Origin of the sequence: Aeromonas sp. s13 (genome assembly GCF_040907905.1) — a bacterium.
Lineage (GTDB): Bacteria > Pseudomonadota > Gammaproteobacteria > Enterobacterales > Aeromonadaceae > Aeromonas > Aeromonas veronii.
In genome coordinates this window covers 48,788-64,283 of record NZ_JBFOCS010000045.1, presented here as the reverse complement: position 1 = coordinate 64,283, position 15,496 = coordinate 48,788, and the positions used below count along the sequence as shown (strand labels likewise).

15 protein-coding genes are annotated in these 15,496 nt (G+C 61.6%); 8 read left to right on the top strand and 7 right to left on the bottom strand.

Annotated elements, in window-relative coordinates; all coding sequences use genetic code 11:
* The first annotated feature begins 90 nt into the window (after window positions 1-90).
* The 3 genes from nrdG (at window position 91) to AB5Y82_RS08250 (ending at window position 1,404) form a co-directional block, all read left to right on the top strand.
* A complete protein-coding gene (gene nrdG / locus AB5Y82_RS08260) occupies window positions 91-600 on the top strand; it encodes an anaerobic ribonucleoside-triphosphate reductase-activating protein (RefSeq protein WP_179903342.1) in 510 nt (169 codons plus the stop codon).
* Window positions 601-664: 64 nt separating this feature from the next.
* A complete protein-coding gene (locus AB5Y82_RS08255; protein WP_005338440.1) occupies window positions 665-835 on the top strand; it encodes a YqaE/Pmp3 family membrane protein in 171 nt (56 codons plus the stop codon).
* A gap of 176 nt (window positions 836-1,011) precedes the next feature.
* The gene (locus tag AB5Y82_RS08250) at window positions 1,012-1,404 is read left to right on the top strand and encodes a TonB family protein (protein WP_005358848.1); all 393 of its coding nucleotides are present in this window, start codon (window positions 1,012-1,014) and stop codon (window positions 1,402-1,404) included.
* 57 nt (window positions 1,405-1,461) lie between these two features.
* Here AB5Y82_RS08250 and AB5Y82_RS08245 read toward each other — a convergent pair whose 3' ends face one another.
* The 5 genes from AB5Y82_RS08245 to AB5Y82_RS08225 form a co-directional block, all read right to left on the bottom strand.
* The gene (locus tag AB5Y82_RS08245) at window positions 1,462-1,818 is read right to left on the bottom strand and encodes an MliC family protein (RefSeq protein WP_042058536.1); all 357 of its coding nucleotides are present in this window, start codon (window positions 1,816-1,818) and stop codon (window positions 1,462-1,464) included.
* 143 nt (window positions 1,819-1,961) lie between these two features.
* Window positions 1,962-2,690, bottom strand: coding sequence for a substrate-binding periplasmic protein (locus AB5Y82_RS08240; protein WP_368173859.1), 729 nt, complete (start codon window positions 2,688-2,690; stop codon window positions 1,962-1,964).
* Between the two features lie 211 nt (window positions 2,691-2,901).
* Complete coding sequence (locus AB5Y82_RS08235) at window positions 2,902-3,999, bottom strand: DUF2955 domain-containing protein (RefSeq protein ID WP_204797096.1); 1,098 nt, start codon at window positions 3,997-3,999, stop codon at window positions 2,902-2,904.
* The gene (locus tag AB5Y82_RS08230; RefSeq protein WP_042079833.1) at window positions 3,989-5,044 is read right to left on the bottom strand and encodes an HlyD family secretion protein; all 1,056 of its coding nucleotides are present in this window, start codon (window positions 5,042-5,044) and stop codon (window positions 3,989-3,991) included. The genes AB5Y82_RS08235 and AB5Y82_RS08230 overlap by 11 nt, the downstream gene beginning before the upstream one ends.
* A 1-nt stretch (window position 5,045) precedes the next feature.
* On the bottom strand, window positions 5,046-5,558 hold the full coding sequence (locus tag AB5Y82_RS08225) for a MarR family transcriptional regulator (protein ID WP_005349886.1): 513 nt from the start codon (window positions 5,556-5,558) through the stop codon (window positions 5,046-5,048).
* 987 nt (window positions 5,559-6,545) lie between these two features.
* Here AB5Y82_RS08225 and AB5Y82_RS08220 point away from each other — a divergent pair.
* Genes AB5Y82_RS08220 through AB5Y82_RS08205 form a run of 4 tightly spaced genes read left to right on the top strand, consistent with a single transcriptional unit; the run spans window position 6,546 to window position 11,721 of the window.
* Complete coding sequence (locus AB5Y82_RS08220) at window positions 6,546-7,862, top strand: 2-hydroxycarboxylate transporter family protein (protein WP_368173858.1); 1,317 nt, start codon at window positions 6,546-6,548, stop codon at window positions 7,860-7,862.
* A gap of 23 nt (window positions 7,863-7,885) precedes the next feature.
* A complete protein-coding gene (locus AB5Y82_RS08215; RefSeq protein WP_368173857.1) occupies window positions 7,886-9,436 on the top strand; it encodes an NAD-dependent malic enzyme in 1,551 nt (516 codons plus the stop codon).
* A gap of 17 nt (window positions 9,437-9,453) precedes the next feature.
* Window positions 9,454-11,022: an ATP-binding protein gene (locus tag AB5Y82_RS08210; RefSeq protein ID WP_368173856.1), complete on the top strand. Its 1,569-nt coding sequence runs from the start codon at window positions 9,454-9,456 to the stop codon at window positions 11,020-11,022.
* A 3-nt stretch (window positions 11,023-11,025) separates the two neighbouring features.
* Window positions 11,026-11,721, top strand: a complete 696-nt coding sequence (locus AB5Y82_RS08205; protein ID WP_075115718.1) for a response regulator — start codon at window positions 11,026-11,028, stop codon at window positions 11,719-11,721.
* 76 nt (window positions 11,722-11,797) lie between these two features.
* Here the strand turns inward: AB5Y82_RS08205 and AB5Y82_RS08200 are convergent, their stop codons facing one another.
* On the bottom strand, window positions 11,798-12,697 hold the full coding sequence (locus tag AB5Y82_RS08200) for a DMT family transporter (RefSeq protein ID WP_368173855.1): 900 nt from the start codon (window positions 12,695-12,697) through the stop codon (window positions 11,798-11,800).
* Window positions 12,698-12,930: 233 nt separating this feature from the next.
* Between AB5Y82_RS08200 and AB5Y82_RS08195 the strand changes: the two genes are divergently transcribed.
* Window positions 12,931-13,716 (top strand): helix-turn-helix transcriptional regulator, encoded by a 786-nt coding sequence (locus AB5Y82_RS08195; protein WP_368173854.1) that lies wholly within the window; start codon window positions 12,931-12,933, stop codon window positions 13,714-13,716.
* 80 nt (window positions 13,717-13,796) lie between these two features.
* On the opposite strand, the gene AB5Y82_RS08190 is transcribed toward AB5Y82_RS08195, so the two are convergent.
* Complete coding sequence (locus tag AB5Y82_RS08190; RefSeq protein WP_005358870.1) at window positions 13,797-15,314, bottom strand: aldehyde dehydrogenase family protein; 1,518 nt, start codon at window positions 15,312-15,314, stop codon at window positions 13,797-13,799.
* Between the last annotated feature and the right edge of the window lie 182 nt (window positions 15,315-15,496).

Below are 15,496 nucleotides of genomic sequence, written 5' to 3'. Positions count from 1 at the left end.
GATGAAGAGCTGGCCCCTGACTCAAGGGGCCATTTTCATTGGAGGGCGGCAACCATGCCGCCTTCCCGTGAACGAGGCAGGAAACAAGCGATGCACTACCACCAATACTACCCGGTCGATGTGATTAACGGCCCCGGCACCCGTGCCACCCTGTTTGTCTCGGGCTGCGAGCACCAGTGCCCGGGTTGCTACAACCAGAGCACCTGGCGGCTCGATGGCGGCAAGCCGTTCGATGAGGCGATGAGCGATCGCGTCATTAGCGACCTCAACGACAGCCGCATCAAACGGCGAGGTCTGTCGCTCTCCGGCGGCGATCCGCTCCACCCTGCCAACGTGCCCCACGTGCTGGCGCTGGTGAAACGGGTGCGCGCCGAGTGTCCGGGCAAGGATATCTGGTGCTGGACCGGTTATCTGCTCGGCGAACTGTCAGAGGCCCAGCGTGAGCTGGTGGCCTTGCTGGATGTGCTGGTGGATGGCAAGTTTGAAAAGGAGTTGGCAGACCCGGGCCTGCTCTGGCGTGGCAGCAGTAATCAGCAGATCCACGACCTCAACGCCTGGCGTGATGCGGGTGAGCGAATTCCCTGTCTGGTTTGCAGTTGAAGTCCGGGATGTTTATGGTTGGCCCATTCCAATCCTGACGACATTTTTGAAAAGGAGAGCCGAGATGAACAATCTGCTCAAGATCCTGCTGGCCATTTTCCTGCCCCCTGTGTGCGCTTTTATCCAGGTGGGCTTTAGCCTGCACTTTTTAATCAACATCGTGCTGACCCTGATGGGTGGTCTGCCGGGCATGGTCCATGCGCTCTGGCTGGTGGTGAGCGACAAGCGCGGCTGATGCCAGCGGATGGTTAGTGAGCTTGTTGACGATAAAAGGGCCAACCTCTCGGGGTTGGCCCTTTTGTTCATGTTCATACGAATACTTTTTCGTTAGGATGGGTGACTGACCAAGCGGGCCGCGTTGAGCGCCCTGCAGTCCGGCAACAAGCACCGGCAGAGAACAAGGAGCGTTACATGAAGTGGAAAGTCGCAGTATGGTCAGGTCTGGCAGTGACACTGTTGCTGGGGTGTTCATCCCGTCAGGAGGTGGCGCACGAGCGCGCTCCGATCGCTATCCCTCTCGAGCAGTTGTCCAGCTACTGGGTTCAGGAGAAGCAGTGGTCATGGCTTGGTAATGACGAGCCAGCCCTGCCGGCCAAACCGGTCAAGGGGTATGTGGAAGTTCGCTATCAAATCGACGCCAGCGGCACGCCGGTCAAGCCGGAAGTGGTGGCGGCCGAGCCTCCCGGCGAGCTGGAGCAGAGCGCGCTGGCGACCCTCTCGCGGATCCGCTACAGCCCGGCAGAGGGCAACCCGGATGCTATTCCGGTCGAGGTGACCAACCGCTTCGAAATCGAGATCAACTGATCCCCCGATCACTCTGATGCCAGAGAAAGAGAGACCCCGGCCAGGCCGGGGTCACGTTTATTGCTGTTTGCAGTCGTTGTAGGCGGTCTGCCACTCGCCATCCTGATCCCGAAGCTCGACAAAGCCCTCATCCCCCTTGTTCCACCAAACGGCCTCATGTTCGTCCGTATAGCGGGCGCCGGAGGCCGAAATGGCCTGGGGCAGGGTGTAATCCTTGCCGTCCGGCAGCGACAGCTTGATAAAGCTGAGGCTCTCGTCGGAGAGGGAGAAGTAGCGCACCTGCACCTTTTTGCCTTGCTCGCACTGGTAACTGACCGGTTCGCCACCAGTGACGGAGAGGGTATTGCCCTGATTGCAGCCAGCGAGCAGGCCGAGGGCCAGCGCACCAGCGGCCATCATATGTACCTTATTCATGATTACAGCTCCATTGGTGTCATACGGGCGTGAGCCTAACAGGTTGCCGTTATTGTGCAATCAGCGGGGCCATTCGGTGCGTCGCTGGCTGTCCGGCATACCGCGCGAGTATGAGGGGGGCGCTATCAGGAAGGAATCGTCAATCAGTAGAGGCCAAGTCTGGTTTCAAACTGGCGGATCAGCGTCTCATAGATGCCGTTGTTTTTGATCTTCTGCAGTCCCTGTTCGAACTGCTTGGCCAGCGCTTCCCCTTGAGGTGTGTTGCGGGAGAAGGCGAGCCAGAAGCCATCAGTGGAGAGCTTGCCAACCTTGACCACCTTGCCGGTCAGATGCTTCTGCTGGATCTTGAGGTAGCCCGGCATGCCGTTCATCAGGATGTAGTCGACCCGGCCGCGCACCAGCATCTCGAGGATCTGGGCATCGGATTTGGCCTGAAAGCGGGTGATTCTGGGGTTTTCCATAAAATCGGTGGGGTAGGTGTAGCCGAGGGTGATGCCCACCCGCTTGCCCTCCAGCGAGGTGAGCTTGAGATCCCGTTGCGGCTCGCTGGCGAGGGCGAAGATGGCGAGATCCTCCTCGAACATGGGGGTATCGTGCCAGTGGTACTGGTAGCGGTTCTCTTCGGTGATGGTGGCGTTGAAGCACCCCGCAAGTTTGCCGCTTTTCGCATCGTGCATGCAGCGGGCGAAGGGGAGGGTGCGAAAGACAACCTCGATCCCTTCGGCGGCGAACACCGCCTTGACCAGCTCAGGCGCCAGTCCGTGGGGTTGGTCATCCTCATTGTCCTTGTCGCGCTCGCAGTAGGGAGCCCAGTCATCTTCGGCACCAATGACAAGCGGGGTGGCCCCGAGCGGGCTGGTAGCCAACAGCATCAGACAAACCAGCCATTTTTTTAACAACGGAACCATAAGTGTGCACCTCATCGACAGCAGCCTTAAAAGCATAGCCACACTTCTGCGCTGACTTGTAGTGGCAGGAGTATTGGTGAGGGAGGTAAACGAGGGCGAGAAAAAAACGCCCCGGCAGGCGACGGGGCGAAAGAGAGCTCATCCATGGGCTGACAACAGTGCTTACAACAGGAAATCAATAACCGAAGCGGGTCGCCTCGAAGCGATTGAGCAACCGGTGGACGAGGTAGCAGGCCAACAGGGTGACCACAATGGCAAACAGGATGCTGCTCACCCGGTAGAGGGCGCTGAACACCAGATCGTTGCCCGGGGTGAGGTACTGGCCAAACAGGATGCCGAGGGTGGTGAGGGCGCCAAAGCCGACCCCGGAGCCGCCTGCCTCCTTGACGTGGGCATGGCTGAACAACATGGCGCCGAGCCACAGCAGCGGAGCGACCAGCAACAGTTGCCCTGACCAGTCATAGAGCAGCAGCTGGCCGAGCAGGCCGAAGGTGACCCCCAGCAAGGTGCCCATCGCCCGTTTACGGGCATAACTCAGCGCACCGTTCCAGTGCATGGGGAAGAGCACCAGCAGGGTCGTGGCCTGGGCAGACATGGAGTCGCGCAGGTCAAACACCTGAAATACCAGAAACGACAGGGTGGCCACCGTGGCACCCAGCAGGGCTTCATGGCGCATCCGGTGCGGCGCCTTGGGGGCCGAGGCTGGCTTGGGTCTGGCTTCCACATCCGGGATCAGCATGGTCATCAGGTAGGCGATCAGCACCGACAGCACGCTCGCCCAGATATTGTTGAGGATCAGGTCGTTGAGGTCGGTCTGCGGATAGCTGGCAAAGTGCAGCATGATGCTGAGGCTCAGCACCCCGTTGGCCCCGAACAGAAACAGGCTGCCCCGCGACATGGCGGCGAAGCGGTAGAGAAACAGCAGAAAGGCGATAGGGGTCATCAGCGCCGGATGGCTGCCAAACAGCCCCCCCAGCAGCCCGACCTCCACCCCACAGACCACCGCCGCCGCGATCAGCTGGCGCGCGGCATGACCATTCATCACCGGCACCATTCCCAGCAGCAGCACCGGCGTGACCGTATAGAAGACCCCGTAATTCCAGCCAAACAGCTTGCAGAGCAGAAAGCCCGTGGTGCAGCCAAAGGCGATGCGCAGGCACTGGCGCAGCTCGTTGCCGGTGAGGGGCCGATACCAGAGGTGAGTGGCAGCACCACCGACGGGGTGGGCTGGGGCAGTATTGGCCGACGGGTGAGTGGCGTGGTTAGTAGACATAATGGAGCAGGCTGAGCAGGTGGATCTGGCCCCGTGCCAGCATGGCGGTCAGGGCATTGTCCGGCAGCAGTTGTACCGTGGCCCGCGCCCCGGCTGGCAGATGGTCGGGGAGCTGGTCCAGCTCGAGGTGCAGCCGCATCCGCTGGGCATCCCGTACCCAGCGATCCGACTCCACCGGCGCGGCCAGTCGACCGTTGGCATCAAACTGACCGGCACTCACTCCGGCATCCAGACTGCTTACCCGGGCAGGATAGAGCTGACCCGGCTCGCCATCGAAGGCGACCAGTGCGCGGGTTTGCTCGCCAACATGGCGCAGGCTCTTCTCCCGAAAATCGGCAATGACGTCCACCTGTTCCGACACCAGTGCCAGCAGCGGGCTGCCCGCGCTGGCGATACTGCCCGGCTTGAGCTGCAGGTTGGTGATGGTGCCATCCTGATCCGCGTGGACCTGGCTGTAAGAGAGGGCCAGCTGCGCTTGCGCCAGCTTGTTGCGGGCCTGGCGCAGCAACAGATTGTCCTCACCGGTTACGCCACGACTGGCCTTGATCTGGGCCAGTTTGGCCTGACTGGCGCGCAGGTTGGCCTGGGCGCTGCGCAGGGCGCTGTCAGCTTCATCTTTTTGTTGCAGCGAAACCATGTGACGTTGGTAGAGCGCATCGATCCGCTCAGCCTCGCGCCACTTCTGGCTGGCCAGGGTCTCCTTGGCGTTGATCTCGGCAACGGCGGCGGTCAGGGCGGCATCCAGTTCACTGTTCTGCTGCTCTGCCTGCGCTAGCGCAAGGCGGGCCTGCTCCACTGCCAGTTCAAAAGGGGCCGGATCCAGCCTGAACAGCAGATCCCCCTTCTTGACCTGCTGGTTGTTGTGAACGGCGACCTCGATCACCTTGCCGCTCACCTGGGGGGCCAGCTTGGTGACCACCCGGGTCGCCATCGCCTGAGGGGTGAGGGGCATCAGCAGGTCGGCTATCAGAAAATAGGCAAACAGGGTGGCAAAGCCCGCCATGGACCATTTGATCCAGCGGGTAAATTGTTGATCCGGGGTCATCTTATTCTCTCTCTGTGTCGGTCTCGGGAGGGCTTGTATCGCCTCCGGCTTGTCGGTCGTGGTGTTGTTCAATTTTGCTGAGGGCGTTGGCCGAGATCCGCTGCACAGTGGCTTCAAACAGCTGCAGGGTCTGCTCGTCGATGCCCCCCAGCAGCTCCCGGCGGATATTCATGATGCGGTCGGCGATCTGATCGAGCAGGGTCTGGCCAGCCGGGGTCACGCAGACGATGCGGGCCCGCTTGTCCTGACTGCAACAGTGGCGCTCAATCAGTCCCTGCTCTTCCAGCTGGCCCAGGGTGCGCATCAGGGAGGGGAGCTCTATCTCGAGGGCTTCGGCCAGGGTCTTCTGGCTGACATGGTTCCCCATGCGGGAGAGTTTCCACAGCGCGGTCCAGCGGGGATGGGTGAGGCCAAGGGGAGCCAGCTCCAGGTCGGCGGCAGTACGCCATAGCCGGTGCATCCGCGCTATCTGCTCGGCGAGCGACAGCTCGCGCAACCTTTCCAGATCCGTCATCTTCTCATCCTCAATGTACTTAGCCTGCTAAGTATCATACTTGTTTAGCAGGCTAAGTAAATAGTGTGATGCGTATCATGTTTCTGGTCGGATCTTTCGCTGGTGCGAGCCGGTGTCATTCGAGACCCTGATATTATTCTCGGGGCTGATCCACTCGAGGCTCTCTTGCCGATTCGGATATTGCGCCGTGAATGGAGGATATCCGGCGATTATTTTCATGAAATTTTCAGCTTCAGTGAGCAGCTCTTTTTTTATCCGCTAATATTGATGGGGTTATAAAACAAGGGGGGAAACGGGTTGTGGATGGATATGACAGTGGATGTGTGTATCTGGCAATTGAAACGCTGTTGAGTGATGGAGAATATGGTGCAGAGTCACACCATGGCGTGAATCGGGAAGGCGCTATCAGAAGTACCGATATCAGTCATGATTTTGACCCCGCCAATATTCCATTGCTGTTGGCAGAATAGACCTGACCGTGTGTGATCCTTGTGAGTTCAAGCCAGTGCTCTGGTATTCGCTGGCTTGACTCATCACTATTTCAATCTCCCATTTTTGCATCTTTCTTCTCACCATTTTTCATCGTGCGTGCTTCCTGCACGCCGACTCAAACCCTGATGTGGCACGCCGTAGCACTCGCGTTATGGCGATGACATTGCCCGCTGATTATCACTCACAGGAGCTGTGGCGATAAATGGTTGCAGAGCTGGTCCTCTGGCTCTGTTATTTCCCCGAAGGGGGGAGATCATCGCATCGTTATTACTGCTGATCATCCAAATATCCGCCATTATGGTCGCTCGTTTTATCACCCTATTTCCTGACTTGGTCGGGTATCGGATGTCTGGTGTTCTATTGTGCCGCGCACGTTGGAGGCACCATGATGTTTAAGTTTTTAATGTTTTTATATGGCTTTGCAGTCTGGCTAACCGACAGGGGAGAGGGGGATCAATAAAGTAGCGGTCACAATCACACGCAGAGTACATAACAATGAAAAACCTCTCCCCCCTACAAACCACACAAGAAAAGGCCGCCTTTATGGGCGGCCAACAAATTGCCGGTATGCCGCTCTTTATATTTCTGGGGTTGGCAACCTGTGTTCTCTTTTCCGGCTGGAATGGCTCGCTGCCGCTGGGCATGGTCGGTGCGCTGGCACTGATGTTTGTGCTGGGCACCCTGCTGACCGAGCTGGGGGAGCGGATCATGCCGATCCGTGAATATCTGGGGGGCGGCACCATCCTCGCCATTTTCGGTGGCGCCGCCCTGTTCGAATACCAGCTGCTGCCGGTGCAGGCGGGGCAGGTCATCACCAACTTCATGAAGGAGGGGGGCTTTCTCAACTTCTTTATCGCCAGTCTGGTGACTGGCTCCGTGTTTGGCATGAGCGGCGCTTTGCTGAAAAATGCCGCCATGCGCTATCTGCCGGTCATTCTTGGCGGCGTAGCGCTGGCATTGCTGAGCGTGGGGCTGGTCGGCTCCCTGATGGGGTATGGCTTCAAGAATGCGGTGTTGCTGATCGGCCTGCCCATCATGGGCGGTGGCATGGGCGCCGGTGCGGTGCCGTTGGTGGAGATCCTCTCCGGCCCGATGCAGATGTCCAGTGCGGATCTATTGTCGCGCATGGTACCGGCGGTGGTGATCGCCAATACCCTGGCCATTCTGGTGGGCTCCCTGCTGGCGCGGCTCGGTCGTCGTTACCCCTCCCTGACTGGCAACGGCAAGCTGATGGTTAAAGAGAGTAGCCAGAGCATTGCCGATGAACAGGCCGAAGAGCCGACCCTGCAGAGTCTGGGCATGGGCCTTTTCATCAGCTCCAGCATGTTTGTGCTGGGTTCCCTGCTTGGCAACTTTATCCCCATGCACCCTTTCGCCCTGATGATTTTGGCCGTCGCCTTTATCAAGGTGAGCGGCCTGCTGCCGCGCCGTTATGAGCAGGCGGCGGCCGACTGGTATCAGTTTGTGGTGAGCAACCTCACTCCCTCCCTGCTGGTGGGGATCGGCGTCGCCTATACCAGTATTCCGGAGCTCATCAGTGCCTTCTCCGTCAGCTACTTCGTGCTGGTCATGGTCACCGTAATCGGTGGCGCCCTCGGCGCGGCGCTGTTCGGCAAGCTGATCGGTTTCTATCCCATCGAGGCGGCCATCACCGGCGGGCTCTGTATGGCCAACATGGGCGGCACCGGCGACGTAGCCGTGCTCTCGGCGGCCCAGCGGATGAAGCTGATGCCCTTTGCCCAGATCTCCTCTCGCCTGGGCGGCGCCGTGATGCTGATCTTGGCCACCGCCCTTATCTCCCTGCTCGCCTGATACCGGATTGAGGAACAAACAAGATGAACGACATCATGATGGGCACCAGCCTACCCTATGCCGAGCGCAAGCGTCAGGGGGTGCGGGGTCGCATGCCTCACAAGGAGGAGTCCCTCTCCCAGCAGCGGCGCCGGATCTACCGATTGGTCAGCGCCATGCAGAGTCCGTTTGACCAGCATCTGCTGCTGCGCCAGCTGCAGGAGGACAACCCTGTGCTGTTCTACGATCTGGTACGCCACCACCTGCCGGAGCTGCTGCCGATCATCTACACCCCGGTGGTGGGGGAGGCGTGCCAGCGCCACAGTGACCTCTATCTGCGCAGCCACGGCCTCTACCTCTCCTGGCACGACCGGGATGATCTCGACGATATCCTCGAGTCGGTGGAGCAGGAGGTGGATGTGATCGTCATCTCCGACGGCGAGCGGGTGCTGGGGCTTGGCGATCTCGGTATCGGCGGCATGGGGATCTGTATCGGCAAGCTGGCGCTCTACTCCGCTGCTGGCGGCATCAATCCGGCGCGTACCCTGCCGCTCTGTGTCGATGTGGGCACCAACAACCCCGAGCTGCTGGAGGATGACTCTTACCTCGGCTGGCAATCCCCGCGCATCGACGGCGAGAGCTACTACCACTTCATGGACAAGGTGGTGGCCGCCATTCGCAAGCGCTGGCCCCAAGTGGTGCTGCAGTTTGAAGACTTTGCCGGCAAGCATGCCGCCAACCTGCTGACCCGCTATAGGGACGAGCTCTGCATGTTCAACGACGATATTCAGGGCACGGCGGCAGTGGCTTCTGCCTGCGTGCTGGCCGGGTTGCAGCAGGCGGGTACCGCCCTGTGCGATGCCCCGGTGCTGATCGTCGGGGCGGGTTCTGCCGGTTGCGGCATCGCCGCCATGTTGGCCCAGCTGGCGGGGAGCCACGACGGCGTCTGGCTGTTTGATCAGGACGGGGTGGTCTGCGCCGATCGTCCCAACTTGACTCGCGCCCAACAGCCGTTTGCCCGTGCTGTGGAGGAGGGGAACAGTTCGCTGCTGGAGACCATCCGTCAGGTGCGCCCGGCGGTGCTGATCGGGGTGAGCGGTCAGGGCGGCCTCTTTACCCGCGAGGTGTTGCAGGCGATGGGGGAGGTGTGCGATCAGCCGGTGATCCTGCCACTCTCCAACCCGACCCGCAGCGCCGAGGCCACCCCCGAGCAGGTGTGGGCTGCCACAGATGGCCGCGCCCTGCTGGCCACCGGCAGCCCCTTTGCGCCGGTGACGGTGACGGGGGAGCGGCGGGTAGTCTCCCAGTGCAACAACGTCTATGTCTTTCCGGGGATTGGTCTCGGAGCCTGCGCCGTCAAGGCGCGCCGCATCAGCGATGGCATGTTGCTGGCCGCGGTGCGGGCGGTCGGCGCCTATCCGCTGGTGGCGGGCCGGCTGTTGCCCCCCATCGAGCAGGTGGGAGAGGTGGCCCGCGCCGTCGCCAGAGCGGTGGCGCTCTGCGCCCGCGAGGAAGGATTGGCCGATTTTGTCGGCGATCCGGCACCTTTGATTGACCAGACCTGGTGGCATCCGCACTATTGGGCAGCGTCCTGACGTTTTAAGGTATGTGCATGAAACTTCGCCACCAGTTGGTCACCCTCTCTCTCGGGCTCTCCCTGCTGCTGATCCTCATTCTGGGCAGCCTGCTGGCCCTCTTTATCCGCCATCTGCTGGAGAGCAATCTGCAGGATAAGGGGAGCGATCTGGCACGGGTGATGGCGGCGGATACCCGGGTGGTCGAAGCTCTGCGTCAGGGCAGTGATCCTACCCTGCGCGACTATGTGGAGGCGGTCTGCAACCGCACCGACGCCACCTATATGGTGGTGACCGACGAGCATGGTCGCCGCCTCAGCCACCCCAACCCCGAGCTGGTGGGGCAGAAGTTCCGCGGCGAGGATATCTGGCCCGCGCTGCAGGAGCGGCGCAGCTACTGCTCCAAGGATCGGGGCACCATGGGGCCGGCGATCCGCTGCTTCTCCCCGGTGGTTGGCGGGGATGGGCGCGTCATGGGGACCGTGGTGGTGGGCTACCTGATGCAGCAGGTGGAGGGCATCTATATGGAGCGGGTGGCCCTGCTCATCAGCGCCATTGTGGCGGTGCTGGGGTGCGGCCTGCTGCTGGCACTCTGGGTGCAATACCTGCTGCGCAAGACCCTGCTCGATCTGGAGCCGGAGGCGATCGTGCGCCGCTTTACCCTGCAGGATCTGGTGCTGGAGCACATCACCGAAGGGGTGATCGCCCTCGATGGCCGCGGCAATATCAACATGATCAACAGCACCGCCAGCTATCAGCTGCGGCTGCCGGTCACCGGGCGCCACGCCCTGCAGGGGCAGTCGCTGGCGGAGCTGGTGCCGCCCCTCGCCCCCTGTCTGGAGCAGGAGGGGGGCGAGGTGAGCTTTACTATTCAGGGGGAGTCCTTCGTCGGTCGCTGGCAGGCGGTGCAGGGCAAGGCGCCGGGGCGGTTGCTAATCTTCAGCCGTCCGGAGGTGGCTACGAGTCTGGGGGTACAGGTGACCCACCTGCGCCAGTATGCCGAGATGCTGCGGATGCAGAGCCACGAGTTTGCCAACAAGCTGAGCAGCCTCTCCGGCCTGTTGCAGCTGGGCCATGTGGATCAGGCGGTGGAGCTGATCCAGCAGGAGAACGAAGCGTGCCAGACCATGCTGCAGGAGCTGCTGCGGCTGATCGACAACAAGCCGGTGGCGGGGCTTATTCTCGGCAAGTTCAGCCGGGCCCGCGAGCTGGGGGTGACCCTGGAGCTCGATCCCGATTCGGCGCTGGCGGAGTATCCGGCCTCGGTTTCGGCCGATCTCATCACCCTCATTGGCAACCTGCTGGACAACGGCCTGCAGGCGGCCTGGCGCAACCGCCAGCAGCGGCCGCCGCGGGTGCTGCTCTCTCTGTGCGATGTGGGGCGGCGACTGGTGATCGAGGTGGAGGATAGCGGCGAGGGGGTCGACGAGGAGCTGGCCGATCATCTGTTCGATTACGGGGTGAGTCGCCAGAGCGGCGATCACGGGGTGGGTCTGTTCCTGGTCAAGGAGACCGTGGGTCGGCACGAGGGTGTGATAGAATGGCGGCGAACCGCCGAGCAGACCACCCTGTTTGGTATCTACTTGAATAAAAACCAATTAATGTGAGCCATGGACCCAATAATCACGCTTGTTATTGAAGATGACGATCGGATCGGTGCCATCTTGTCAGAACTGGTGGCGGCGACACCCGGTTTCTCCCTGCTGGGGCGGGCCGGCACCCTGGCCCAGGCCGATGCCATGATGGCCGGTGTGGTGCCCCAACTGCTGCTGGTGGATGTCTCCCTGCCCGATGGCTCCGGCCTTGAGTGGGTGAGCCGCCTGCGCAGCCACAACCGCGAAGCCTACGTCATCATGGTGACTGCCTCGCGGGATGTGGAGACCATACAGCAGGCCCTCAATCTGGGGGTTCATGACTACGTCATCAAACCATTGCGGCTGTTTCGCATCCAGCAGAGTCTGGACGAGATCCTGCAACTGCACAGCCGCCTCTGCGAGCGGGGTCGGCTGGAGCAGGAAGATCTCGACAAACTGCTGGGCAAGGGGGGGCGCTCCCAGATTAAGGAGATGCGTGTCACCCCCAAGGGGATCGACAGCATCACCCTGCGTCAGGTGCTGGATCTGCTGGCGGGCGAGCCGGAGAGCGTCTTCTCCACCGACACGGTGGCGCTGCGACTCTCCCTCAGCCGCACCACGGCGCGCCGCTATCTGGAATATCTGGAGTCGGAAGATCGGGTAGATGTTGATCTCAACTACGGTCAGCGGGGGCGGCCGGAGCGGCGCTACCGCTGGCGCCGGGCCGGTTGAGATGCTCACTGGCGTGTATTGCAGAAACAACAAGGGAGCCATGGGCTCCCTTGTTGTTTCTGGACGATGTTGGTTCTCAGGCGGCTTCCCGCTCGGCTACCGGTGCACGCCCCTTCAGCTGGGAGGTCATCACCCCGCCCAGGATCAGCCCGCCACCCAGCAGGTGGTAGCCGTGGATCGGCTCGCCCAGGCCGACGACGGCGATCAGCGCCGTACAGAGCGGCATCAGGTTCATAAAGACCGAGGTGCGCTCGGCGCCCATGCAGGCAAGGCCGCGCATCCAGCAGTAGGCTGCCAGCAGGGAGGAGGCAAGCCCGGCGAAGAGCACCAGTCCCCACCCTTCGGCCGGCACCGCCATCGAGTCGGCACTGAGAGCGAGCGGTACCAGCAGTAGCACCGCCAGCAGGATCTGCATATAGAGGTTGAGCCAGGGGCCGAAGGGGGGTTGCCAGCGGCGGATCAGCAGGCCGTAGAGGGCATAGCTGGCGGAGCCGAGCAGCATCATGCCATCCCCCGGGTTGATGCCGTTGTGCAGCAGAGCCAGCGGCTCGCCCTTGCCCAGCAGACAAAGCACCCCGAGCAGGGAGAGGCTCATGCCGAGCAGCGCCTGTTTGCCGGGACGCTGGCCGAAGAAGAGCGCCCCTTGCAGCAGGGTGAGCAGCGGAATGAGGGAGCCGATCACCCCCATGTTGGTGGCGGAGGTGCTGTGAGCAGCGTAGTAGGCCAGACACTGGTAGAGCACCATACCGAGCGCCGCCAGCACCAGCAGCTTGCCAAGCCAGGGGCGAACCTCGCTGCGTCGCCGCCAGAGGGTGGGCAGGCAGAAGGGGGTCAGCGCCAGGGCGGCGATCACCCAGCGATAGAAGGAGATGGCCGCGGGGTCGAGCACGCTGGCGGCCGCCTTGGACACCACGGTATTGGTAGCCCAGATCAGCACCGCCATCAGCGGAAAGAGAAGAGGGGAAAAGATTCGCATCAGAGGCTCCTTATTAACAGGGGGCCAAGTCTACCCTTGTCTTTATATTATCAAGTAGCGTAAAACAGACAGATGACCCAGCAGAAAAGACAACTCTTTCTGATGTACCTTATTCCGGCCCACACGGGCTGCGTCTGCCCGCAACTGATGGCTGCTTTTGGCCTGTGCCGGCGACCGAGCCAACAGGGCGTTGCATCACGCCTGCTCCTCTCTCTCGCTGACAAGGGGCGCTGATGGCCACTCACCATTTTCAGCCGGTAGATGCCGTTCTGCCCGCTCCGAATCCGCTCTATTTCAGTTACCAGCAGATGCTGGCCGACAGCGCGACCGTGCTGCACTCCCACCCCTGGGGCCAGCTCAACATGATCAGCCTGGGGATCATGGAGATAGAGCTGGGGGATCAGCGACTGGTGGCCCCTGCCGACTACCTTATCTGGGTGCCGGCGGATCTCGAGCACACCTCCTACAACGAGCAGACCCTCGACTACACCTCCATCTACGTCAGCCACGAGCTGGCGGCCAAGCTGCCGCCAGAGCCCAGATTGCTGCTGCTCACCCCGCTGATCCGCGCCCTGCTGAGCGATTTTTGCGAACGGCGGGTGAGCCATATGGCGGATGAGTGGGATCAGCGCCAGGCCGAGTTGCTGGTGGAGCGACTGGCGCGCACCCGCTGTCAGGAGAGCTACCTGCCGATGAGTCAGGACAAGCTGCTGGCTCCCATGCTGGCGGCGTTACACAGCGATCCTGCCGATCCCCGAACTCTGGCCCAGTGGGCCGGACAACTGCACACCACAGAGCGCACCCTGGCGCGGCGCTGCCTGCGGGAGCTGGGGATGAGCTTCGGTCAGTGGCGGGCGCGGCTGCGGTTGCTCAAGGCACTGGCCTGGCTCAAGGGGGACATGCCCATTCAGGAGATCAGCTGGCGGCTCGGTTACGGCTCCACCTCGGCCTTTATCGCCATGTTCAACCGGGAGCTCGGCTGCTCCCCCCAGCGTTATCGCCAGCAATCGGGCAGATAACTAATCGCCGGACATGTCATCTGGTAAAGCAAAACAAGGAGGGCGCCCACAGGCGCCCTTTCTGATGGTATCTGCTCGCGCTAGAAGAAGCCGAGCGGGTTGATGTCGTGACTCACCAGCAGGTTCTTGGTGTTCTGGTAGTGGTCCAGCATCATCTTGTGGGTCTCGCGGCCGATCCCCGACTTCTTGTAACCGCCAAAGGCGGCGTGTGCCGGGTAGGCGTGGTAGCAGTTGACCCAGACCCGGCCAGCCTGAATGCCACGCCCCATGCGCCAGGCCAGATTGCTGTCGCGGGTCCACAGACCTGCCCCCAACCCGTACTGGGTGTCGTTGGCAATCGCCAGAGCATCCGCCTCGTCCTTGAAGGTGGTGACCCCGAGTGCCGGCCCGAAGATCTCCTCCTGGAATACCCGCATCTTGTTCTGACCGGAGAAGATGGTGGGCTGGATGTAGAACCCCCCCTCCAGTCCGCTCACCTTGGCCGGGCCGCCGCCGATCAGCATCTTGGCCCCTTCGCCGCGGCCGATCTCCATGTAGCCCAGGATCTTGTCGAACTGCTCGCGGGACGCCTGCGCACCCACCTGAGTGGCGGTATCGAGGGGGTTGCCCTGCACTATGGTGCGGGCACGGGCCAGCACTCGGTCCATGAAGTCGTCATAGATGCTGGCTTGCACTAGCGCGCGGGAGGGGCAGGTACACACTTCCCCCTGGTTGAAGAAGGTCATCAGCATCCCTTCTACCGCCTTGTCGATGTAGCTGCTCTCGTGCTGCATCACGTCGGCGAAGTAGATATTGGGGGACTTTCCCCCCAGCTCCACGGTGGAGGGGATCAGCTTGTCGGCTGCGCAGCGCAGGATATGGGCGCCCACTTCGGTCGAACCGGTAAAGGCGAGTTTCTGGATCCGGTTGCTGGTGGCCAGCGCCTGACCTGCCTCGGCGCCGAAGCCGTTGACCACGTTGACTACGCCGGCAGGCAGGATGTCCTTGATGAGATCCATCATCAGCATGATGGTGACCGGGGTCTGCTCGGCGGGCTTGAGCACGCTGCAGCAACCCGCCGCCAGCACCGGGGCCAGCTTCCAGGCAGCCATCAGCAGCGGGAAGTTCCACGGGATGATCTGGCCGACCACGCCGATGGGCTCCTTGAAGTGGTAGCTGACGGTGTTCTGATCCAGCTCGGCGGCCGAGCCCTCCTGAGCGCGAATGCAGCCAGCGAAGTAGCGGAAGTGATCCACCACCAGCGGCAGGTCTGCCGCCAGGGTTTCGCGCACCGCTTTGCCGTTCTCCCAGGTTTCGGCGATGGCGAGTCGCTCGATGTTCTGCTCGATGCGATCGGCGATGCGCAGCAGCAGATTGCTGCGCTCGGTGACGCTGGTCTTGCTCCAGCTGGTGAACGCCTTGTGGGCGGCATCCAGCGCCAGTTCGATATCGGCGGCGTCGGAGCGGGCGACCTCGCAGAATACTTTGCCATCCACCGGCGAGATGTTTTCAAAGTAGCGGCCGGCGCGAGGAGCCACCCACTCACCACCGATGAAGTTGTCGTAACGGGACTTGAAGCTGACCAGGGCACCTGCCTGACCGGGAGCGGTATAAATCATCTCATCATCCTTTATGTGTGTGATCCTGACCGGACTGGCTGACAGACCGGTTGCCAGCTGATATCGCAAGGGGCGTGCCAAAGGGTCTGACCAGCAGATAGAAGGTTACAAAAACGTTATCAAATGGGGTGTGGCAGCGTATCTTGGTTAACCAATGTCCACGGCTATTGCGATAAAACTGT

Excerpts from the sequence above, each read along its gene's own strand:
- nrdG (WP_179903342.1), top strand. The coding sequence starts at position 91 with ATGCACTACCACCAATACTACCCGGTCGATGTGATTAACGGCCCCGGC.
- AB5Y82_RS08255 (WP_005338440.1), top strand. The coding sequence starts at position 665 with ATGAACAATCTGCTCAAGATCCTGCTGGCCATTTTCCTGCCCCCTGTG.
- AB5Y82_RS08250 (WP_005358848.1), top strand. The coding sequence starts at position 1,012 with ATGAAGTGGAAAGTCGCAGTATGGTCAGGTCTGGCAGTGACACTGTTG.
- AB5Y82_RS08245 (WP_042058536.1), bottom strand. The coding sequence starts at position 1,818 with ATGAATAAGGTACATATGATGGCCGCTGGTGCGCTGGCCCTCGGCCTG.
- AB5Y82_RS08240 (WP_368173859.1), bottom strand. The coding sequence starts at position 2,690 with ATGCTGTTGGCTACCAGCCCGCTCGGGGCCACCCCGCTTGTCATTGGT.
- AB5Y82_RS08235 (WP_204797096.1), bottom strand. The coding sequence starts at position 3,999 with ATGTCTACTAACCACGCCACTCACCCGTCGGCCAATACTGCCCCAGCC.
- AB5Y82_RS08230 (WP_042079833.1), bottom strand. The coding sequence starts at position 5,044 with ATGACCCCGGATCAACAATTTACCCGCTGGATCAAATGGTCCATGGCG.
- AB5Y82_RS08225 (WP_005349886.1), bottom strand. The coding sequence starts at position 5,558 with ATGACGGATCTGGAAAGGTTGCGCGAGCTGTCGCTCGCCGAGCAGATA.
- AB5Y82_RS08220 (WP_368173858.1), top strand. The coding sequence starts at position 6,546 with ATGAAAAACCTCTCCCCCCTACAAACCACACAAGAAAAGGCCGCCTTT.
- AB5Y82_RS08215 (WP_368173857.1), top strand. The coding sequence starts at position 7,886 with ATGAACGACATCATGATGGGCACCAGCCTACCCTATGCCGAGCGCAAG.
- AB5Y82_RS08210 (WP_368173856.1), top strand. The coding sequence starts at position 9,454 with ATGAAACTTCGCCACCAGTTGGTCACCCTCTCTCTCGGGCTCTCCCTG.
- AB5Y82_RS08205 (WP_075115718.1), top strand. The coding sequence starts at position 11,026 with ATGGACCCAATAATCACGCTTGTTATTGAAGATGACGATCGGATCGGT.
- AB5Y82_RS08200 (WP_368173855.1), bottom strand. The coding sequence starts at position 12,697 with ATGCGAATCTTTTCCCCTCTTCTCTTTCCGCTGATGGCGGTGCTGATC.
- AB5Y82_RS08195 (WP_368173854.1), top strand. The coding sequence starts at position 12,931 with ATGGCCACTCACCATTTTCAGCCGGTAGATGCCGTTCTGCCCGCTCCG.
- AB5Y82_RS08190 (WP_005358870.1), bottom strand. The coding sequence starts at position 15,314 with ATGATTTATACCGCTCCCGGTCAGGCAGGTGCCCTGGTCAGCTTCAAG.